Origin of the sequence: Chitinophaga sp. Hz27 (genome assembly GCF_042263525.1) — a bacterium.
In the GTDB taxonomy this organism is placed as follows: Bacteria; Bacteroidota; Bacteroidia; order Chitinophagales; family Chitinophagaceae; genus Chitinophaga.
On the sequence record NZ_JBHKFJ010000001.1, the window covers coordinates 792,183 to 813,832 of the forward strand.

The 21,650-nt window shown below is 42.8% G+C and carries 22 protein-coding genes; 17 read left to right on the forward strand and 5 right to left on the reverse strand.

Annotated elements, in window-relative coordinates; genetic code table 11:
* Positions 1-8: 8 nt before the first annotated feature.
* Entirely contained in the window at positions 9-203 is a 195-nt protein-coding gene (locus ACE38W_RS03210; protein WP_375828790.1) for a YwbE family protein, read from the reverse strand.
* Positions 204-286: 83 nt separating this feature from the next.
* On the opposite strand from ACE38W_RS03210, the gene ACE38W_RS03215 reads away from it, so the two are divergent.
* The 11 genes from ACE38W_RS03215 to dinB all read left to right on the forward strand — a co-directional run bounded on the left by ACE38W_RS03215 (position 287) and on the right by dinB (position 12,248).
* Positions 287-892: a pseudouridine synthase gene (locus ACE38W_RS03215; protein WP_375828791.1), complete on the forward strand. Its 606-nt coding sequence runs from the start codon at positions 287-289 to the stop codon at positions 890-892.
* Between the two features lie 48 nt (positions 893-940).
* On the forward strand, positions 941-2,365 hold the full coding sequence (gene xseA, locus ACE38W_RS03220) for an exodeoxyribonuclease VII large subunit (RefSeq protein ID WP_375828792.1): 1,425 nt from the start codon (positions 941-943) through the stop codon (positions 2,363-2,365).
* Complete coding sequence (xseB, locus tag ACE38W_RS03225) at positions 2,358-2,555, forward strand: exodeoxyribonuclease VII small subunit (RefSeq protein ID WP_375828793.1); 198 nt, start codon at positions 2,358-2,360, stop codon at positions 2,553-2,555. The genes xseA and xseB overlap by 8 nt, the downstream gene beginning before the upstream one ends.
* A gap of 82 nt (positions 2,556-2,637) precedes the next feature.
* Positions 2,638-3,201 (forward strand): HPP family protein, encoded by a 564-nt coding sequence (locus ACE38W_RS03230; protein WP_375828794.1) that lies wholly within the window; start codon positions 2,638-2,640, stop codon positions 3,199-3,201.
* A gap of 225 nt (positions 3,202-3,426) precedes the next feature.
* Positions 3,427-3,774, forward strand: coding sequence for a hypothetical protein (locus tag ACE38W_RS03235; protein WP_375828795.1), 348 nt, complete (start codon positions 3,427-3,429; stop codon positions 3,772-3,774).
* A 60-nt stretch (positions 3,775-3,834) separates the two neighbouring features.
* The gene (locus ACE38W_RS03240; RefSeq protein ID WP_375828796.1) at positions 3,835-4,233 is read left to right on the forward strand and encodes a hypothetical protein; all 399 of its coding nucleotides are present in this window, start codon (positions 3,835-3,837) and stop codon (positions 4,231-4,233) included.
* A 701-nt stretch (positions 4,234-4,934) separates the two neighbouring features.
* On the forward strand, positions 4,935-5,714 hold the full coding sequence (locus ACE38W_RS03245; RefSeq protein ID WP_375828797.1) for a HEAT repeat domain-containing protein: 780 nt from the start codon (positions 4,935-4,937) through the stop codon (positions 5,712-5,714).
* 3 nt (positions 5,715-5,717) lie between these two features.
* Positions 5,718-6,614, forward strand: a complete 897-nt coding sequence (locus tag ACE38W_RS03250; protein WP_375828798.1) for a hypothetical protein — start codon at positions 5,718-5,720, stop codon at positions 6,612-6,614.
* Complete coding sequence (locus ACE38W_RS03255) at positions 6,615-7,643, forward strand: hypothetical protein (protein WP_375828799.1); 1,029 nt, start codon at positions 6,615-6,617, stop codon at positions 7,641-7,643.
* Between the two features lie 207 nt (positions 7,644-7,850).
* Positions 7,851-11,006, forward strand: a complete 3,156-nt coding sequence (locus ACE38W_RS03260; RefSeq protein WP_375828800.1) for a glycoside hydrolase family 2 TIM barrel-domain containing protein — start codon at positions 7,851-7,853, stop codon at positions 11,004-11,006.
* A gap of 120 nt (positions 11,007-11,126) precedes the next feature.
* Entirely contained in the window at positions 11,127-12,248 is a 1,122-nt protein-coding gene (gene dinB, locus ACE38W_RS03265) for a DNA polymerase IV (RefSeq protein ID WP_375828801.1), read from the forward strand.
* Between the two features lie 156 nt (positions 12,249-12,404).
* Here the strand turns inward: dinB and ACE38W_RS03270 are convergent, their stop codons facing one another.
* Together ACE38W_RS03270 and ACE38W_RS03275 are read right to left on the reverse strand one after the other, a co-directional pair.
* Positions 12,405-12,710: a hypothetical protein gene (locus ACE38W_RS03270; RefSeq protein ID WP_375828802.1), complete on the reverse strand. Its 306-nt coding sequence runs from the start codon at positions 12,708-12,710 to the stop codon at positions 12,405-12,407.
* Between the two features lie 71 nt (positions 12,711-12,781).
* Positions 12,782-13,624 carry an ankyrin repeat domain-containing protein gene (locus ACE38W_RS03275; RefSeq protein WP_375828803.1) on the reverse strand — a complete coding sequence of 281 codons (843 nt, stop codon included), beginning with the start codon at positions 13,622-13,624 and terminating at the stop codon, positions 12,782-12,784.
* Between the two features lie 167 nt (positions 13,625-13,791).
* Here ACE38W_RS03275 and ACE38W_RS03280 point away from each other — a divergent pair, with 167 nt between their 5' ends.
* Together ACE38W_RS03280 and ACE38W_RS03285 are read left to right on the forward strand one after the other, a co-directional pair.
* A complete protein-coding gene (locus tag ACE38W_RS03280) occupies positions 13,792-14,322 on the forward strand; it encodes a DUF4251 domain-containing protein (protein ID WP_375828804.1) in 531 nt (176 codons plus the stop codon).
* A gap of 54 nt (positions 14,323-14,376) precedes the next feature.
* A complete protein-coding gene (locus ACE38W_RS03285; protein WP_375828805.1) occupies positions 14,377-14,994 on the forward strand; it encodes an HAD family hydrolase in 618 nt (205 codons plus the stop codon).
* 353 nt (positions 14,995-15,347) lie between these two features.
* Here the strand turns inward: ACE38W_RS03285 and ACE38W_RS03290 are convergent, their stop codons facing one another.
* Positions 15,348-15,833 (reverse strand): hypothetical protein, encoded by a 486-nt coding sequence (locus ACE38W_RS03290; protein ID WP_375828806.1) that lies wholly within the window; start codon positions 15,831-15,833, stop codon positions 15,348-15,350.
* A 272-nt stretch (positions 15,834-16,105) separates the two neighbouring features.
* On the opposite strand from ACE38W_RS03290, the gene ACE38W_RS03295 reads away from it, so the two are divergent.
* From ACE38W_RS03295 to ACE38W_RS03310, 4 genes are all read left to right on the forward strand, one after another.
* The gene (locus ACE38W_RS03295; protein ID WP_375828807.1) at positions 16,106-16,738 is read left to right on the forward strand and encodes a TetR/AcrR family transcriptional regulator; all 633 of its coding nucleotides are present in this window, start codon (positions 16,106-16,108) and stop codon (positions 16,736-16,738) included.
* Positions 16,728-18,095 (forward strand): TolC family protein, encoded by a 1,368-nt coding sequence (locus tag ACE38W_RS03300; protein WP_375828808.1) that lies wholly within the window; start codon positions 16,728-16,730, stop codon positions 18,093-18,095. Before ACE38W_RS03295 ends, ACE38W_RS03300 begins: the two co-directional genes overlap by 11 nt.
* Positions 18,096-18,122: 27 nt before the next feature.
* Entirely contained in the window at positions 18,123-19,256 is a 1,134-nt protein-coding gene (locus tag ACE38W_RS03305) for an HlyD family secretion protein (protein ID WP_375828809.1), read from the forward strand.
* A 169-nt stretch (positions 19,257-19,425) separates the two neighbouring features.
* Positions 19,426-21,009 carry a DHA2 family efflux MFS transporter permease subunit gene (locus tag ACE38W_RS03310; protein ID WP_375828810.1) on the forward strand — a complete coding sequence of 528 codons (1,584 nt, stop codon included), beginning with the start codon at positions 19,426-19,428 and terminating at the stop codon, positions 21,007-21,009.
* Between the two features lie 128 nt (positions 21,010-21,137).
* Here the strand turns inward: ACE38W_RS03310 and ACE38W_RS03315 are convergent, their stop codons facing one another.
* The gene (locus ACE38W_RS03315; protein ID WP_375828811.1) at positions 21,138-21,599 is read right to left on the reverse strand and encodes a DUF962 domain-containing protein; all 462 of its coding nucleotides are present in this window, start codon (positions 21,597-21,599) and stop codon (positions 21,138-21,140) included.
* Between the last annotated feature and the right edge of the window lie 51 nt (positions 21,600-21,650).

Sequence of the window (21,650 nt, forward strand, 5' to 3'; positions counted from 1 at the left end):
AAGCGAAATTATCCTATTATCTCGGCCACGCGGCCAATCTGGCCATCTTCCAATCGCACTTTGATGCCCCTGGAATGATAAGCGGCAGAGGTGAGGAGATCTTTTACGATACCATATGTCTTTTTACCGCTACGCTGGTCTTTCTTCAGGATGATGCCTACTTCCAGGCCAGGATATACGTCTTTTCTGAATTGTCCGTCCATGATAATTTACTTGTACACTAGGGCAAAGGTAAGCATTTCGCCGGGACCCGCTTTTTGATATAAATGCGCTACATTCGTGCCCCATGGAAGAGAGTAGCCACCGATATTTTATTATTCATAAACCATATAAGATGGTTTCCCAGTTTATCAGTCCGGATAATGTACGGTTACTGGGCGACCTGGATTTCGACTTTCCCGAAGGCACTCATGCGATCGGGCGGCTGGACAATGATTCTGAAGGATTGTTGATTCTTACCACTAACAAAAAAGTTACCCGTCTTCTTTTTGAAGATACGGTGCCGCATACACGTACATATGTAGTCAAGGGAAAGCATGTTATCCCGCCGGAAAAAGTAAAAATGCTCAATGAAGGCGTGTCTATCAAAACCGGTGTGCATGAGCATTATCTGACGCAGCCCTGTGAAGCAGCGATCGTAGAGAGGCCACAGTATCTTACATTGCGGGAGGGCGATTATGAGAATCATCCGCATACCTGGCTACGGATTACGCTCACAGAAGGGAAATATCATCAGGTAAGGAAAATGATGCTGGCTATCGGTCATCGATGCCAGCGGCTAATACGTACTTCTATTGAAGGGCTGGAGCTGGGAGATATGAAAGCCGGAGAGGTGAGGGAACTGGCCGAAGAAGAGTTTTTCCGTAAGCTGAATATTAAGAACTACCGCTAAGTGGCCGCCATGCAGGCTTTTTTGCTATCTTTACCATAACCACACTATATGATCCCGGTATCACCCATACGACTGTCGGACCTCACCACGAGGATCCGCCACGCGCTGCAAAATGCATTTGCAGGACAAAGCTTTTGGGTAAAAGCCGATGTTACCAGTTATTCCTGGTATGCACAAAAAGGTATCCATTATTTTGATTTAGTAGAAAAAGATGAGAGCGGCGGCAATATCGTTGCCAGGGTCCCTGCCGTAGCCTGGGGCCCGGGAGCCAAGCAGATAAAGGCTTTTGAGCTACTCACCGGCCAGCAGTTCAGGAATAATATTCATATCCTGGCGCTGGTATCCGTTGCGTACCATCAGGTCCATGGTTTACAGATTACGCTGCTGGATATAGATATTAATTTTACTATTGGCCAGCTGGAGGCCCAGAAACAGCTGGTATTAACGAGACTCATACATGAAAACCCTGACTCGATCTGGCAGGAGGGCGAGCGTATTATTACCCGTAATCAGCAGCTGCCATTGCCGGTGGTGATACAGCGTATCGCCGTGGTCAGTTCGGGTAATTCTGCCGGCTACCAAGACTTTCAGCATACCCTGGTGAATAACAGTTTCGGCTATACGTTTCAGCTGGATAATTATTTTACGGTTGTTCAGGGAGAAACCAATGCAGATGTTGTGCAACAACGTATGGTGGATATCTTCCTGTCTAACAAACCCTATGATGCCGTTGTAATCATCCGTGGTGGCGGGGCGCAAACAGACTTTCTGCTGTTCGACAGTTATCAGCTGGGAAGAGTCGTAGCGAGGTTTCCTATTCCGGTAATTACCGGTATTGGGCATCAGAAAAACGAAACTATTGTAGACCTGATGGCTAATACTGCCACCAAAACCCCTACCAAGGCGGCGGAGCTGATCATTGCACATAACAGGGCTTTCGAAGATAAACTATTAGGGCTGCAACGGCAGACGCTTATACTTACCCAGCAGATTACTGCCGCTGCCAGCAGGACACTGCATCAGCTGCAAAGTCATATCGTTCATAATGTACGTTCCTTGTTGGAAACAGGCCGGGAACAGTTGGTTGATGTAAAGCATAATGTACAGCAGGGTACCCAGCAGATTATGTTCACCCAGCAGCAGGCTTTGCGCAGCATTTCCAACACGATTACTGCAAAACCACAGGTAATGACCGCTGGCAGACAGCAGCAGCTGACGCATACGCTAGGGAAATTACGTAGCTTTAGCAGGGTGTTACTCCAACATCAGCAGGCCGCGTTAAAGCAACAGGAGCAATTGTTTAGACTGATGGCGCCTGAAAGCATCATGAAACGTGGGTTTGCGCTGTTGTACCAGGAAGGAAAACTGGTTACTTCTGCCACAACGTTGAAAGCAGGAGAACAAGTAAATATTCAACTGCATGATGGTAGTGCGGATGCCATTATCCAACAAAAAAATAAAAACGATGAGTGAAGAACTGACATATGAAAGCGCTTTCCAGGAGTTGCAGGAGATTGCAGAAGAGATTGAAACGGAAACCGTATCTGTAGATTTGTTGGCGGATAAAGTCAAGCGGGCAGCCATGTTGATTGCATTCTGCCAGCAAAAGCTAAGAGCCACAGAAACAGAAGTAAATAATATTATCAAGCAGATGTCTGAATAATTCGGACTGCGTATTGTTAGAAGGTTCCGGTAAGATTACAGCGAAATCTTACCGGAACTTTTTATTTTTGCGCCGGACGATTATGAGACATAAGATTAAACGTAGCATGCGTATTGCCCGATACGTGATGTACCGTGAGACATTGATAGACAGACACAACATACTGTGGTCTTTCGCGGGCGCATTTATTGGAATTGCGGTGGTGGGAATGTTGAGTCATTATTACCTGCCAGTAAAAGATAACCTATTTCTGATTGGATCTTTCGGCGCTTCAGCCGTATTGATTTATGGACACACACAAAGTCCGTTGGCGCAGCCACGGAATCTGATCGGTGGACATATCTTCAGCGCAATTGTTGGGGTGACAGTGCGTTACCTGATCCCATGGCCGGAGTTTGAGTGGCTGGCTTGCGCTACAGCAGTGGCTTTGTCACTGATTGTAATGCAGATGACCAAAACGGTGCATCCTCCTGGGGGCGCTACTGCTTTGCTGGCCATTGCCGGATCCCCGGCTATACGAAAGCTCGGCTATTGGTATGTTCTGAGTCCTGTAGCTACAGGCGTGGCTATACTACTGCTGGTGGCTGTTGTCGTAAATAATATGACCAGCATCCGGGAATATCCTGCCAATAAACGTTGGTGGTAGGGTAGATTTTCTATTGCTTTATACTGGTTTGTTAACCCGCGAATGTCCCCTTTCTGCTAGGGGGACAGTGGTTTCCTACATTTTTCTGAAAATATTTTTTGCTGTTTATCAGGAGTTTATAAATGCTCCTGATAAATTTCTTTTAGTTTGTAAGTACTAAATTTTCAGAAAATTTTGAAAGTTCGGAAATCTGATATAGCTTTGTTTTCATAAACGATACAGGCTATGAACATTCTTGCTTATATCATCTATTTCTTCATTACAGCGCTGATCACGATACTGGCCGGATGGCTGTTTTATCACAATGGCCGACATTTTATCCTTTATTTTTTTAAGGGAGACGTAGGCCTGACAGACTCGGTGAATAAGCTGTTATTGATAGGCTATTACCTGCTGAACTTAGGATATGCTATCATCATGATTGGGTTCTGGGAGCAATTGAACAGCTGGCAGCAGTTGATAGAAACAGTGGCATCGATGTGTGGCAGGATCATGATAACACTGGGTATTATTCACTGGGTGAATATGGCTACTATTTATCTCTTAGGAAAGAAGCGCGAAAATAATACGTAATCCTTACCATCTTTAAAGTATTAATAAAAAAATATTTATTCTCACCTAAAATATCTTCATATGCACACATCATTCAACAGTATTGCTTACCTGATCTACCTGCCTTTGGTAGTAGTCGTAACCTGGTTCGTGGCGCATACCTTATTTAAAAACAGCAGGGTTTTTATGCTGGACATTTTTCATGGCAAAGCTGAAATTGCAATGGCCACCAACCGTTTGTTTGAAACAGGATTTTATCTCCTCAACCTGGGATTTTCCTTGTGGATAATGACCATAGCCTATAAACTGGAAGGAACACAGGATATGCTGGAAGTATTAAGTACAAAGATCGGTGGGTTTCTGATATATCTGGGTATTATGCTATTCTTCAATCTCTACCTGTTTTTCAGGGGAAGACGCATCTCTAAATCTAAAGAACGGTTGGCCGCTGTTACTAATGCGCCGTTCCCTAAAGACTGATGATTGATGTTGTAGTGTGAAGGAGTCCCTCTGTGTAGTAGCAGAGGGACTTTTGTTTTTATATTATTGTTGATATCTGCAATAATATTTTCCTTACTCCATTTAAGGATTATTAAAAGTTATTATCAAGCTAAAAATTTTTCAGGCCATTTAAGTTGCTTCTGTTTCAATAATTATTAATTTAGCTCATGCATTCAGAAGTACTGCAATTCTGAAAATGCAAATTTGTTAACGTAGCCATTTAACCCAATTCAAAATAACTTTCATAGTTACACGTCCGGGCATTCCCCGAACGTGGTCTGTTCCCTAATTTTTCGCCGTATTATGATATGATCTTAATGACGGTATTGTATATGCTTTTGACAAGGATCGCCACAGCGTGAGGGTGAATTCCTATGCCCTGTGTGATGCGCAGCACACTCAAACAGGATAATCCAAACAAAAACAAACAACATGAAAAACAGAAAATTTCAGCTGGATGAGCTGAGCAACCCAGTATGCCCAATTGTATCGCAGGAAAATTCTGCGGCAGTATTCACCATCATCTTTGTGATCCTGCTTTAATTTAGAACAGAGCCGAATGACTGCAGTGCATTCGGCTCATAACGCTCCTCACCATGAATAATTATGTGGATCGGATAAATAGCATCCCATTGCTGAAAGAATTCCATTCTATACTAAAAGGCTCGGAAAGGAAACTTATGAGCGATTTGGTTTCTCCTTTGCAAATGCTTGCCACTCCTTCATTTCTCAAAGATTTGCTTCACTATGAGTTGGAGAGAATGGGAGCAAATTTTGAATATGCTCCTACAGAAGGTACTTTCAGCTATCTTAATCTCTTAAAAACAGATAATTATATTCTGACCCTTGTCTATAAAAAACCAGAAGAACTGAAAGTATCCAGGTTTTATGGTAATTATGCGTCGGACCAGATCATTTGTGCGCTTAGCGAACAAGGAATTTCCTATGATCTTTTTGAACAACCAATTATCAAAGACTACGAAGTTCTTGATACATCACTGGAACTGAATCCACTGACGTTAGGAGGAACCTTATTACAAGGAGATGCACTATATCTAAGTAGTCGTAGGCATGTGTTTTCGTTTAAAAGTGGCATCAGTAATCCCGTTATTGCATTAATCCTTGGAGACATGCATCTGGCTAAGTATACTTGGGAATATGAAGCAGCTACGCTAAAACCCGTAAGAGTATTGTCTGGGACCAATGATCATACAAGGATTGAGTTTACCTGCACCATTCTTAGTGAAATAGGTAATGAAACATCGTTGCCTATACTTTTCAAATTATTGGATTATCCTGCACACAATGTACGTTGGCAGGCAGCAAGAACCATCTGCAATATTGATATAGATCAAGGAATAAAAGCACTTGAATTTTTATGCCAGGATAAAAATGATGAAATAAGGCAACTGGCGACGAAATCTCTTGATTCAATAAAATCTTTTACCATTAATAATTAGTATATGGCTTTGTCATTTGCTCCAATTTCCCAGAATAGCATTGCATTTGAAACATTCGTTGAAAAGGTAGATAAAACGGTTGATTCAAGGTCGCCTCTGAGCTTACAGGAATGTGTAGCGCCTTTGCAAGAGTTGACCAATAATGATTCATTCCTAACAAATATTATCAATACGGAACTTTCTGATCTGGACAACTTCCAAAAAGGGAATGCCCATTCGGTACAGAGTCTTATGCTACATCGTGGCAGTAATTATTATATCAGACTGAACGCCTGGCCTGTATTATCAATACGCCCAGATGTAAGAGTGTGGCAGGAATATCTTTACCAATATCTAAAGGCACATGATCACAATTTCTGGTTCTTAACTGCCGGATACTTTGGGTTGGGTTATGAAACCGAAATATGGGAGTATGATCATGATAGCATTCTAGGATTTCCAGGGGAAAAAGTTGAAATGAAATTCCTTGAAAAAACTTCACTACCTAAAGGAAAAGCCATGCTATACAGAGCTTCTACAGATATTCATTGTCAATATCCACCCCTGGAGTTTTCAATGTCGTTAAATATTATGTTAATGTCCGCTGATTTATTAGAAAGAGAACAGTTCTATTTTGATACTGATCGACAAGAAATAATTGGGAATACTAACACTTCTCTTTCAACACGGTATCTGATACTGGAACTGGCGTCAAAATTCGGTGATAATAATTCGGCTATATTGTTGGAAAACATTGCGAAGAATCATAAATTGCCACATGTTAGAATGAAGGGCTACCAGGCACTCGCCAAGCTAAAAGACGATCCAATTGGAATTTGGGAGTATGCACAGCGGGATGGTAGCAGGCTCGTGAAGGAAACAGCAAAAGCGAATCTATCTGCACTCAAAATAATCCCATAAATGAAGTTAATGAAGGTATTTCGCAGTTTTACAGCAACCTGGTCTATTGTAATTTTAGCAACTATTCTTACTGCCATCTATTTTTTTGCGTGGATGAATTACCACCTGTTGCTGGCTGCATGCGCTAGTTTCTCGTTTATGCTACCAGCAGCATATTTACTGGATACAGTACCTAAAAAAAAATATTCCCTGTTAACATTCCTCCTGTTATTATCTATAGGACTAAAAGTAACCTCCTATATCCTGTTGTTTCAAACGGATAACCACCGCTATGCCATTCTGAATCATGTTATGTCGGCTGTTATCATTGGAGTCCTCTCCATCCGTTTAATATTTATTATCCGGAAAACCAGGAAGAACTATTTTTCCCTTCGTCATTCCACACCGCATGAGGATTTTTTTGAGCGTATACCAATGGCATTAAAAGGCATTATTACCGTCGACAAGGTCCGCGAAATGCTTTCGGCGGAAATTGCAGTAATGTATTATTTGTATTCCGGCAAAACATCAACCAGTAATCACCCCTTCACTTATCATAAATTTGGAGGAGTGATTGCTGTTTATATAGTTTTTATTTTTCTCTTGATTATCGAAGCTACAGGCACCACTATTCTGTTGCATAAATTATCTGCGCCAATTCCGGAAAAAATATTGTTTGTCCTCAGTATTTATTCCATCATCTTCCTGGTGGCACATATACGTGCAATGAAGCTGCGCCCAATAATAATTAATGACGATACGCTCACCATCCGTTATGGTTTGTTGACCTCCGTCAAAATACCACTGCACAGTATAAAAGAGATTAGGACAGATAAGAAAACATACCCCAAAGGTCAACCTGGCAAAGTAAAATTAGCATTGTTAAGTTCCTTGGAACAGCATAATATGTTATTGGAATTGACTACCCCGATAGACTTAAAGCTACTATTCAAACGCAAGAAGAATATTAAAGAAATTTATTTCCGGGTAGATGACCAACAGGCTTTCATCAATAGCATCAATAATATGCAGGTCGCCTCAATAGGCTGATCGATTTAACAACCAAGGATAATTCAAATACAAATATATGATAATGTATCCCGCTGCCTAGCAGTGGGACTTTTGTTTTTATCCACTAACGTTTCCGAACAAACGTATTTTTTACGCTCATCACAATTATTCGCCGGATTCAGAAAAATATAGCTTTCTTAGCACTAATGCCGGCAACGGCCAACGCTGTAAACATATTATTGAACAATGAAAGGAAAACTAATTCTTGTTGCCTGTACCTCCCTGGCGCTCACAAGTCAGGCCCAGCAACTGCCCACGGAATTGCAAACCCCGGAAGTAGTGTCGGTAAACAGGATGCCAATGCGGGCCTCTGCATTTGCATATGAAAACCAGTCGCTTGCACAGCAAAGGGAAAAAGAAAAATCAGCCAATTTTCTGTCACTCAACGGTAGCTGGAAGTTTAACTGGGTACAGGACCCCCGCAAACGCCCCCAGGATTTTTATAAAACTGATTATAACGACAGTGGATGGGATAACTTTAAAGTGCCCGCCAACTGGGAAGTTAACGGTTATGGCCTGCCTATTTATGTCAACCAGCCTTACGAATTTGCCGGAAGACGCAAGACAGGCGCAGCTTTAAATGCTCCTTTTGATATCCCGGAAGATAATAATCCAGTAGGTTCCTACCGTAAAAAGTTTACTCTCCCGGAAAACTGGAACGGTAAACAAGTATTCATTCACCTGGGCGCAGTAAAATCTGCCTTCTTCATCTGGATAAACGGAAAAAAAGTAGGCTACTCTGAAGACAGTAAACTGGCAGCAGAATTTGATATCACCAAATACCTGCAACCTGGCGAAAACCTGGTAGCGCTACAGGTTTACCGCTGGAGTGATGGGTCTTACCTCGAATGCCAAGATATGTGGCGCATCTCCGGTATTGAAAGAGACGTATATCTCTATGCTACGCCTAAACTGGATATCAGAGACTTTAAAGTAATGGCCGGCCTGGATAATACCTATAAAAACGGTACCCTGAATCTGAATATTGAAGTAGATAATTACCGCATAGATCAGCATACCAATCATAGTAAACCCGATACTTTCGCGGTAGCAGTAAACCTGCAAGATGCCACAGGCAAAACGGTGTACAATGAGGAAACGAACGGTGTACAAAAGGTTTTGGGCAATTATAAATCAACAGTAACCTTCAATAAAGAAATCCCGGATGTACATACCTGGTCTGCTGAGGTACCTTACCTGTATACACTTTTAATCACCTTAAAAGATAAAGATGGCAAGGTACTGGAAGTAATCCCGCAAAGAGTGGGCTTCCGCACAGTAGAACTGAAAGACAGGAATTTCCTTGTCAACGGTAAACGTGTGTTCCTCAAAGGCGTCAACAGGCATGAACATAATGCCACCCAGGGACATACCCTCTCGCATGAAGATATGCGCAAGGATATGGAGATGATGAAAAAACTGAACGTCAATGCGGTACGCCATTCGCATTACCCTCCAGATCCTTACTGGATGCAGCTTTGCGATGAATATGGCTTGTATGTGATCGATGAGGCCAACATTGAGTCACACGGCCGTTACTACGACCTGGCCTATTCTTTTGCCAATGATAAACAATGGCGTGTGCCGCACCTGGAGCGTATCTTACGTATGTACGAACGCGATAAAAACCACGCGGCAGTAATCACCTGGTCACTGGGAAATGAGGCTGGCAACGGATGTAATTTCTATGAGGCCTACGATTGGCTGAAAGCACATGACATTCGCCCAGTGCAGTATGAACGTGCAGAAAGAGACTATAATACCGATATCATTGTACCACAATATCCGTCACCTAATTCGCTGATCAAATATTCACAACGTAATCCTGACAGGCCAATGATTATGAGCGAATACGCGCATATCATGGGTAATAGCCTGGGCAACTTCCAGGAGTATTGGTCCGCGATAGAGAATAATCCTTTTCTGCAGGGAGGATTTATCTGGGAATGGATAGACCAGGGAATCGATACCGTGAAAAATGGTAAGCGTATACTGGCCTATGGTGGCGACTTCCCACTGAGTGGCCCTGTCAACGAGGATTTCAGCGACAATAACTTCTGCGTGAAGGGCGTGGTGACGGCTCATCGCGAACTGACACCAATGGCCGTAGAAGTGAAAAAAGTATACCAACATATCCATACCACCTTAACGGATAAACGAATTAATGTACGTAACGGATATTTCTTCCGAGATCTGTCTAACTACCAATTAAACTGGGAATTAGTGGAAGATGGAAACGTGGTAGAACGTGGAACCATAGCGGATTTGAAAGTAGCACCGCAAGATTCTGCTACTTTCTCCATCTTTCCTAAAAAACAAATGGATGCAGCTAAGGAATATTTCATTAACGTGAGATATAACCTGAAAAAAGAAGAGCCATTCCTTCCGGCAGGATATGAGCAGGCTGCAGAACAGTTTGCCGTACAACTGCCTGTGAAGGCGGACTTCAAAGCTCCTGCCACTGGCAAATTAACCGTAGAGGACAGCGATGGAAACACAATTCTGGTGAAAGGTAATGGCTTCAGTGTTGCTTTCGATAAAGCAAAAGGAATACTGAGCAGCTACACTATTCAAGGCGATAAAGTGCTGGAGAATGGTCCTCAGCCAGCATTCTGGCGTGCGCCTACCGATAACGATATTGGAGCTGGCTACAATCATAATATGCGTGACTGGAGAAATGTCTACGAGAAAGCACAGGTGAGTAATAAAGTGGAACAGTCCAATGAGGCTACCACAGTTACTTTCGTAGCACAGCTACCAGGCGTGGATGCCGCTACCACACAGCAGTTTACTATTTATGTTGATGGTACCATTAAGGTGAGTAACGCACTGCAATGTGCTCCAAATAGTAAGCGTACCATGCTGCTTCGCTATGGCACTGATTTACAGCTCGCCAAGCAATTTGATCAGATTAAGTATTATGGCCGTGGCCCTTGGGAGAATTACTGGGATAGAAAAACAGCTTCTTTCGTGGGTATTTATAATGGAGATGTTGCAGGACAATATTTCCCTTATGCACGTCCGCAGGAAAGTGGTAACAAATCAGAAGTGCGTTGGGTAACGATGACCAACAAAAAAGGCAAGGGTATTCGTTTTGAAGCGATCGGACAACCAATCAGTTTCTCTGCACTGCCTTACAGCATAGATGACCTGGATCCAGCTGCTGAAAAGCATCAGTTTCATTCTGGTGAGCTGGTAGCGAGAGATAAGATTTTCATGCATATAGATTTAAATCAATCAGGTGTACAAGGTATGGACAGCTGGGGCTCACAGCCACTGCCGCAATATCGTATACCGTTTGCAGATGTGAAATATGAGTATGTAATCAAACCAGTTAAATAAAGTCATTCGTTGGCAAGCGAAAACCAAAGAGGCCGTCTCATTTTGAGGCGGCTTTTTTCATTACCAGCAAAAGCTAAGAATTTAATTGTGCGTATCTTTGCAGGATAGCCTGCGGTATTCATGGACAATAGTAAACATAGTCATCTACGTAAAATCATTCATATTGATATGGATGCATTTTATGCGTCTGTGGAGCAGCGGGATAATCCTATGTACCAGGGAAAAGCAATAGCAGTAGGTGGTTCACCCGAAGGCAGGGGAGGTGTGGTAGCCACGGCCAGCTATGAGGCCAGGAAATTTGGTGTTAGGTCGGCAATGCCCAGCAAGCGTGCCTTGCAACTTTGCCCGCATATTATTTTTGTTAAGCCCAGGTTTGATGCCTATAAAGAAGTATCCAGGAAGATCAGGGAGATTTTTTCGCGATACACAGATATCATAGAGCCTTTGTCGCTGGATGAAGCCTATTTAGATGTAACCGTAGATAAGCCACAGATAGGTTCTGCCATTGAAATAGCCAAACAAATAAAACAGGCCATCAGAGATGAATTACAGCTCACTGCTTCTGCGGGCGTGTCTATCAATAAATTTGTAGCTAAGATCGCATCTGATTTACAGAAGCCCGATGGATTGACATTTATCGGTCCATCTGCCATAGAAACGTTTATGGAGCAATTACCTGTAGAGAAGTTTCATGGTGTAGGAAGAGTGACCGCAGATAAGATGAAAAAGATGGGGCTATACACAGGCGCTGATCTGAAAAAACTTACAGAGGCACAGCTCACACAATATTTCGGAAAGGTAGGCGGTTTCTATTACAGGATCGTGCGTGGTATTGATGACCGCCCGGTCCAGCCACACCGCGAAACAAAATCCGTAGGCGCCGAAGATACTTTTCCGGAGGACCTTACAGAAATCGCGGCCATGCATGAAGAGCTGACAAAGATTGCAACAACCGTAGTTGGCCGATTAGAAAGACACCAACTGAAAGGCCGTACGGTGACGCTGAAAATCAAGTATAACGACTTTAAGCAGATTACGCGTAATCAGTCTTTCCCTTATCCATTAAATGATTTTCAAACCATATTGGATACCGCCAAACAATTGCTGGGGGCTACTTCGCCGGGTGAGCATCCGATTCGCCTGCTGGGTATTACTGTTTCTAACTTCGGTGAAGCGCATATTTCTATTGGAAAAGAAGGGCCTTCTCCGCAACTTTCTCTTTTTAATTTCGACGAGGAATAATTTTTCACGCAAAGCAGCACAAGGAGCAAAGCTGCAAAGACCTACCATTCATTATTTAAGTAATCTGCTATAACAACATCATTATTTACTAACAAAACATAATTCTTTGCTGCTTTGCTCCTTGTGCTGCTTTGCGTGAAACTAAAGGCCAAAGGCCTATTTCGCATAACGCGGCAATACTAATTTCCGTACTACCGTATGTGCAATAAGCGATAATGCAAAAGCCAGCACCACCAGCATAGCGGATTTAACAGGTGAATCAAAAACATCTACCAGTGAGGAAACGCCTTTACCAGCGAACATCAGGGTGATAACACATGCCAGCACGCCGGCCAGCCAGAGGGTTATGTGCGACCACAGGTATTTCCCTTTGTTGACGCCATTTTTGTTAAATGCAGTAAATAAAAGGAATACATGTGCAACAAAAGATAGCAGGCACAGTGCGGTCAGGGTACTTAACATGTTTGGTTGCTTTTAAGGTTAGGTTATGGTGTTATTTTTCTAAAATACAACTTCCACCTGTATTATAAAAATTATCCTCGTTTACCGACACCCACCTTTTCCCAAATTAAAGAGATATATTCCGCGATATTATGCAAGCGGAAATAGTATTTTTCAAAAATCTCTTCATACATCAAGTGCCTGTTATGCAAGAAGGCATTGAGTGCTAAATAGATAAATTCTTCAAAAGTAGTTTCTGCTTCCACCCGAATGACGCAGTTGGGCACAGGTTCCATGCTGGTCGCAAATTGTGTGGTTTGCAACACATCATCCAGGGAGGTGATCAGGTAATGATGGAGGTTAGGCGCTTTGCTAAAAGCCATATAATGAAGGGCGGTGAAACCATGTTCATCATAGGCATATTTATTTACCTTTTCTTCTGCCAGGAATTTCACGACTTCCGGATTGGGATTATAGCGTGTGGCAAGCAGGAGTGGGGTTTCCAGACTTTCCAATACAAAATTGAAATGGATATTGTGTTGAATGAGAATCAGCAGTATATCGGAAATACTGCTTAGGCGGTATTCCCGGAAGATATAGGCAATCGCAAAGAGATAATCGGGATTGTCTACATGTAAACTGGCACCTTTGGCAAGCGCATATTCCACTGCTAAAGGCTTGTTGGCGCCTACCGCACAGAATACGATAGGTATCATCCCTTCTTTTTTGTAATGAATATCAGCTTTACCGGTAGTGGTTAAAAGTTCGGCTGCTTCAAAAAAGGTATCCTGGTATTCCAGTAATTCACAGAGCAGTATGGATTGTGCTTCTGGTGAAAGATATGGCAGATTATGGCTGATATAGGCAATGATTTCATCTGGTTGCTCGCTTGTTCTTATTTTACGTTTTAACTCCGGAAGAGTGATTCGATGCATAGACCGTTATAAGGTGAAACTAGGACGGGATTGCGGATGAAATATATACGCAATTTAGTTAATTTGTTAATAGTCTAACATGAAATGGCAGAAAACATTTTTGGATTTGAATTTTTACGAAATTTAGAGAGCACATCACAACGATGTTGTTATTTAAAAAGGAGCATATGAAAAGCATCTTCATTCCTATTATGTTGGGGATATTGTCTATTGGTCCAATATCCGCCGTTTCCGCGCAGGGAAAGGAAACCAGGGCGCAGAAAGAAGCCGCTCAGCAGGCAGCTGTGAAATCATGGCTGGATGCGCAACAGTATGTTTTTGTTCCGCAAACCGCATTACCCATGTCTGGCAGGGCTGTACAGCTGACGAGTGAGTATACGTTTTCCGTTACGAAAGATAGTGTAGAGAGTTATTTGCCATACTACGGTCGCGCCTATACGGCGCCGATGGACCCAACTAAATCGCCGTTGGCTTTTAAGTCGAAGCAATTCGGTTATAAAGTGGTGGAACGTAAGAAAGGCGGTTGGGATATCACTATAACGCCAACAGACCAACGAGAAATTCAATCTGTGAATATGACCATGTCTACGGATGGATATGGTTCGCTGCAGGTGACCAGCAACAATCGGCAGCCTATCAGCTTTAACGGTTATTTCAAAAAATTAAAAGATCCGAAAACAAAGAGTAAGTCTAAATAGTTGTTATACAGGAGTTGGTAAACAGATATCAACTCCTGTTTTATTTTACTGATTATGAGCAAGCATAAAATCACTACGTTATTTCTGGATATTGGCGGTGTATTGCTGACCAATGGTTGGGACAGAAAAGCCCGCAAGCTGGCTGTTGAAAAATTTGACCTGGATGCCGTGGAAACAGAGGAACGGCATCACCTGACCTTTGATACCTATGAAGAAGGGAAACTTACGCTGGATGAGTATTTGAACCGCGTGATATTTTATATGCCCAGGAGTTTTACAAAGGAAACCTTCCGTCAGTTTATGTTTGAGCAATCGGCGGCGCTGCCAGGTATGCTGGAGTTGATCCGTTTGGTGAAAGTAAAGCATTCACTGAAGGTAGCAATTGTGAATAATGAAGGAAGAGAGTTGAATACGCATCGCATACATCAGTTTGGTATTGCGGGTATTGCGGATTTTTTCATTTCTTCCTGCTTTGTGCATTTTCGGAAACCAGATGCAGATATCTATAGGATAGCGCTGGATATTGCACAGGTAAAGCCTGAGGAGGTGGTGTATATTGAAGATAGAGATATGTTTGTAGATGTAGCCCGTGGCTTGGGATTGAATAGCATTTGCCACAAAACCTATGAAGAAACAGTGGCTGAATTAGCGTCCTATGGCCTTACCATATAGTTAAAAAGGGCTGGCCCTTGCATACCTGTTCGTGTTGCAATTATGAGAATAAAAAAAATATTGAACATTTTAAGAATGTTCCTGTTAATATATTAACAAATACAATATAGGACTCGGTCCAGGTAAACTCAAAATTAGCCATGTCTAATTGTTAGCCGCTCTGAATACCGCCAGGCATAACCAGATTACCGCCATCTCATGATATTGGGGCTTGACCAAGCCGGTTAATTTCTATGGTCAGCCTTTTATAAAAACAGTTCTAAATACGGTTGATAAACAGGTACAACATCTTGCAATGGTTCGAGATGTGCAAGGGCGGGCTTTTTATATTGAAGCGCCCGCCCTTCTTTTAATTAAGTAGTAGCTGGCTTACTCACTCTGTTAGCTATAATTGCCAACGGTAATCCTATCATCAGAATAAGAATTACTGCGCCTATTACAACGCCTTGCGTCGTAATAGGAACGGGTTTCACATGTGTTAGTGGTAATACCACAAGGTTCATGATGACCCATACGAAGCAGCCGTATAGCACGGCGATGAGGAAGGTATTCCGGATGCCTTTTCTTATCATTGGATAGATGAGAAAGAAGATGGTCGTGAATACAAAGGCGATGGCATAGTGAATGAGCACGCCGAACCAGGGCATGGCTTTATGGCCGCTGAAGGCCGCGGGGCCGAAGATGGCACTGGATATAAATAATAAAATATCCGTAAATGGCCGGCCTGATCTAAGGGTATATGCGATCAGGGAGGTGGCCAAGTCGAGAGTGCCTGCCAGTAGGGCGGCGCCAGCGATGACAGGGGTGGTGATTTTCCCGTATTGTCGGGTCTTTTCCATATATGTAGCTTTTAAAATAGCTGATTATTTCTATTAAGTTAAAATATTTCCGTCGGAGTATCGTCTTCAGAATCGGGAAGATTTTACGAGAATTTTCGCTTTGAAGTTAAGAAACTGTGAAGAGAAAAAAATCTTATGGGATTTATCTACTCAAATATAGTTATTTATACATTATAAATAAAAAAATTTAAACAAACGATTAATTGAAAATTTGTTTAAATCAAACGTTTGTTTAATTTTGCCTTGTCAAATCAAACAAATCGACAAGGAACATGGAAGTATACAGTGAAAAACAGCTCGGGATTTTATTTGTTGCTGAGCGGCTGTTTGCCGACAAGGGCTTTCATGGCACTTCGGTCAGAGATATTGCGCAGGAAGCGGATGTGAATATCGCCATGATATCCTATTACTTCGGCTCCAAAGAAAAATTGCTGGAGGCAGTATTCAGGTATCGCATGAACGCATCTCGTTCATTTATCCAGGAACTGGTACAAAATGATACCATGGGTCCAATGGAAAAATTATATGCGCTGATTGACCGGTTTGTGAATAAGTTGCTGAATGAACAGAATTTCCAGTGTATTATGAACCGAGAACAGATGAACCGGGACCAGAGTCCGGTTAAAGATCTGATCTGGGACTTAAAGGTGGAAATGCTAGGGTTGATTCAGCCAATCGTAACCAAAGCACAGGAAGATGGCACCTTCTATAAAGATGTAGATGTGGTATTATTGATGTCTTCCCTTTTTGGTACTATTCACCAGGTAATGCCAGCAAAGTCATTCATAAGATCAGAACCCGAATTCGCACATATGCCTGAAGATGAATTCAGAGAATATTTAAAGATCAGGGTAAGTGCTTATTTAAAAAAATTGTTTAAAGCAATCCTTACACATGAATTCTAGAAGCATATACGCACGATTATATGCGCTTACAACGGGAATCCTGCTGACGCTGATTTTTCAGGCAGCATCCGCACAGCAGCAAGGCGCTACCAAGCAGCTGTCGTTAAGTGAAGCCATATCTCTGAGTATTCAAAACAGTAAACAGTTAAAAGTAAGTCAGGCTAAAATTGAAGAAGCAAACGCAAATGTGAAAGAAGCCAACGACCGCCAGTTACCTGACCTGAGCGTTACCGGGGCTTATATGAGATTAACCAATCCGAACATCGATCTGAAATTCGGCCAAAGCAATTCTGGCAGTGGTTCAGGCGGTTCCGAAATGCCTAAGGTAAACAGTGCCGCATATGGAATGGCCAACCTGACTATCCCGGTATTTTCAGGAATGATGATCCAGAATGGTAAGCAAGCATCTCGCTTCCTGGCTACTGCAGCCAAACTGGATGCGGATAAAGATAAAGAAGACGTAATGCAGAATACCATCGCTGCTTACAGCAATCTTTATAAAGCACAACAGAGCGTATTGCTGATGCAAGAAAACGTAAGACAAGCGGCTTCCCGCGTGAAAGACTTCTCCAATATGGAAAAGAACGGTTTACTTGCCCGCAACGACCTCTTGAAAGCTGAACTGCAACAATCCAATTATGAGCTCCTGCTCATGGATGCAGAAAACAGCCTGAAAGTAGCTAACCTGAACATGAACATCATGCTGGGTTTACCTGATAATACACAACTGGCGGTAGACTCTACCATCTTTGTTGGTGGCGCTGCACAGGATGCCCGTGGTATTGCCGAGTTTGAACAGCTGGCTTATCAGAACCGCAAAGATGCACAGTCACTCCAGGCACGTGAAGGCGCTGCTAACTCAAACGTTAAAATGGTGAAAGGTGAAATGTATCCTCAGCTGGCATTGACCGGTGGTTATATTGCTGCTTACGTTCCCAACTTCATCACCATCACCAATGCAGTTACAGCTGGTGTGGGGCTGAAATATAACGTACACTCTCTCTGGAAAAACAAATCTAAAGTAGCTGCTGCAAACGCTCAGCTGGCTCAGGTTCGTGCTAATGAAGCCAGAATCAATGATAACATTCATTTGGATGTTTACCAGGCTTACGAAAACTATCTGTTGAGTCACAAAAAAATGGATACTTACGTAAAGGCGATTGAACAATCAGAAGAGAATTACCGTATCACTAAAAACAAACATGCTAACGCGCTGGCAACCACAACAGATTTGCTGGATGCAGACGTAGCAAATCTCCAGTCTCATCTGAACTATGCTTATGCAAAAGCGGATGCACTGGTAGCTTACAACAATCTGCTCAAAGCTGCTGGTATACTGGAACAGGCAAATAAATAAATCCTTACACACACAAACTTTTAAGCTGTGGAAACGCAAACAAAAGCTACAAATAATACTAATAATACAACCATGCAGGAAACAACCGCTCCTAAAAAGCGTAGTAAAGGGTTCGTCTTCGTACTGGCAGCACTGGTAATCGGTGGTGGCGCATTCGGTATCACTAAATATATTCACGGTCAACATCACGAAGAAACTGATAACGCGCAGATCGATGCCAATGTTAGCCCGGTAATTCCCCGTGTTTCTGGTTATGTTAAACAAGTACTCGTAAAAGATAACCAACACGTTAAAAAGGGTGATACGCTGGTTATTCTGGACGATCGCGATCTGGCTATTAAAGTACAGTCTGCCGAAGCTGCGCTGGTTACCGCAGAAGCAAATAAAAATGCTGCTGCTGCTTCTACCGCTGCTGCCGAAGCTGGAATCAGCACCGCACAAGCACAGGTAAGCACTTACGATGCACAGATCGAAGCCGCTAAAGTAAATCTCTGGAGAGCTAACCAGGATTACGAGCGTTACAACAACCTGATTCAGGACCATTCTATTACACAACAACAATATGAGCAGGCTTTAGCTGCAAAACAAACTGCTGAACGTCAGCTGGATGTTTTACAGAAACAGAAAGCTGCGGCTTCCCGCCAGACAAACGTAGTGTCTTCTCAGAGCGCTGCTACCGGCAAACAAATCAGCCTTGCTGATGCAGCTATCAAACAACGTGAAACAGATATCGCTGATGCAAAACTGATTCAGAGCTATTCTGTGATCATCGCGCAGGAAGATGGTGTACTGTCAAAAATATTTGTACAGCCAGGTCAGTATGTAAATGCTGGTCAGTCGCTCTTCAGCATTGTATTAGACAACACCCCTTGGGTAGTGGCTAACTTCAAAGAAACCCAGCTGGAGAAAATGAAACTGGGCCAGGCAGTAGTAGTGAAAGTAGATGCCTTTGGTGGTAAAGAACTGAAAGGTAAAATCACTTCCTTCGCTCCTGCAACCGGTGCTAAATTTGCCCTGCTGCCTCCAGACAACGCTTCTGGTAACTTCGTAAAAGTGGTTCAGCGTCTTCCTGTGAAAATCGAATTCGATAATCCTAATGACGAGCTGGTTAAACAATTACGCCCAGGCATGAACGTACTCGTAGACGTACATCTCGACTAAAAAATATTTGAAAGTGCAATGACCCGGAATTAATAATTAATCGGTAACCACGATCCAAATCAACGGCGGAAACCATTAGCAATAATTAAGATTCAATTAAAAGGAAACTTGTTCCGACATTAATTATTAGTTCCTGGTCATGCTACTTTCAATCTAACATAATTACTCCATGCTACAACAAGAATCTCTAATAGAATACGGCTCGCGCAGGGTGATCATCACGATCACAGCTATTTTCTGTGCGCTGCTGGAGATCGTGGACACCACGATTGTGAATGTGGCATTGAACGACATGCGTGGTAATATGGGTGCCACCATGAGTGAAATTGGTTGGGTTATTACGGCTTATGCAATCGGTAACGTAATTATTGTACCAATGACCAGCTGGTTGTCCCAGCAGTTCGGACGCCGTAACTATTTCGCAGTATCCATTATCATATTCACAGTAGCTTCCTTCCTTTGTGGTAACTCATCCACGATGTGGGAACTGGTACTATTCAGGTTCATTCAAGGTGTTGGGGGTGGTGCGCTCCTGGTAACTTCTCAAACGATCATCACAGAAAGCTATCCGCCAGAAAAACGCGGTACTGCACAGGCGATCTATGGTTTGGGTGTTATCATCGGCCCTACTTTAGGTCCTCCATTAGGTGGTTGGATTACCGATAACTATGCATGGCCTTACATTTTCTATATCAATATTCCTATCGGTGTTATCGCTACCCTGCTCACTTTGCAGTTTGTACGCAGCCCGAAATATGGTGAAAAGAAATCAGCAAGTGAAATTGACTTCCTCGGTATTGGATTACTGGCAGCCACAGTAGGTTCCCTTCAATATGTACTGGAACGTGGTCAGGAAGACGACTGGTTTAATGACCCGATGATTACCATCTTGGCCGTTACCAGTGCTTTATCACTATTCTTCTTCATCTGGAGAGAATTGACTTACAAAAATCCAATCGTAGAACTAAGGGTACTCAAAAATGGGAACCTCCGCGTAGGTACCATTCTATCCTTCATTCTCGGTTTCGGTTTATATGGTTCTACTTTCATCATCCCGCTGTATACGCAAGGAACACTAGGATGGACAGCCACTCAATCGGGTATGCTGATGATTCCGGCCTCGCTGACAACAGCCTTTATGATGCCTATCATTGGTAAATTGCTGGAGAAAGGAGTTCCACAGCAATACCTGGTGGCAGGTGGTATGTTCCTGTTCTTTGTATTCTGTTTCTGGGGATATAATGTACTCACGCCTTCAGATACTGGTTCTAAAGACTTCTTCTGGATGTTGAATGTCCGTGGTATTGGTATGGGTCTGCTCTTTATCCCAATCACGACGTTGGCACTTTCTTCACTGAAAGGTCAGCAGATCGGACAAGGTGCGGCATTTACCGGTATGATGCGTCAGCTGGGTGGTTCCTTTGGGGTGGCTTTGATCACTACCTTTATGACCCGCCGTACACAGATGCACCGCAGCGACCTGGTAGCTAATCTCAATGTCAATAATCCCGATGTAGTTAACAGAACAGCGCAGCTGCAACATAACTTCCAGGGACATGGAATGGATGCCGGAACAGCGCTGAAAAGCGGTTATCAGTTACTCGATTACAGCGTGATGAAACAGGCTGCTACCATGTCTTACATGGACGTATTCCTGTATCTCGGCATAATGTTCCTGATCTGTATACCATTTGTATTGATGGTAAAAGGTAATAAACAAAAAGGTAAACTGGATACCAGCAACATGCACTAACAGTTTACTGCTTTATAAAAATATTGTTGCAATAACAGTGTAACAGTTGTAGGTTTAGGTAAATAAGCCCCGATATTCATCGGGGCTTTATTGTTTTATATAGATAATGATTTGGAGCTGAACTTTGCTCAATAAGGAATGCCTGCTTTTTTATACACGAAACTCATTAACCACGCCGGGCCAATCAGCAGAAATTGTAAATCTTTAAAGAAAGATGGCTTAGCGCCTTCAATTTTGTGGCCTATAAACTGACCTATCCAGGCCAGCACAAAAATTGCCAGCGATAACTTCCAGGGTGCAATACCATGGTTTTCAATAAAGCGCCATAACCAGAGGCATATCAGTACAAAGATGAGCATGCCCGCTGCCAGAGAAGGAGAGAGGCGTACATAATAAATCAACACCAAGGCTAAAGCAATATGCGCTACCGTTAGTTGTAAACCGCCCAGGTGTACCGGCAAAGCAATATTATACAGAAAGCCTACAATGCTAAAGAAAATCGCCGGTACACAGATCCAGTGTATCAGCTTGTTCGTGGAATTACGATGACTGACGCCATATTCGTCGAGCCAGGATTGAACTGTTCTCATGTTTGGGCTTTTGAAGGTCTATATAAATATAAGGTTTATTTCCCGCGCTGC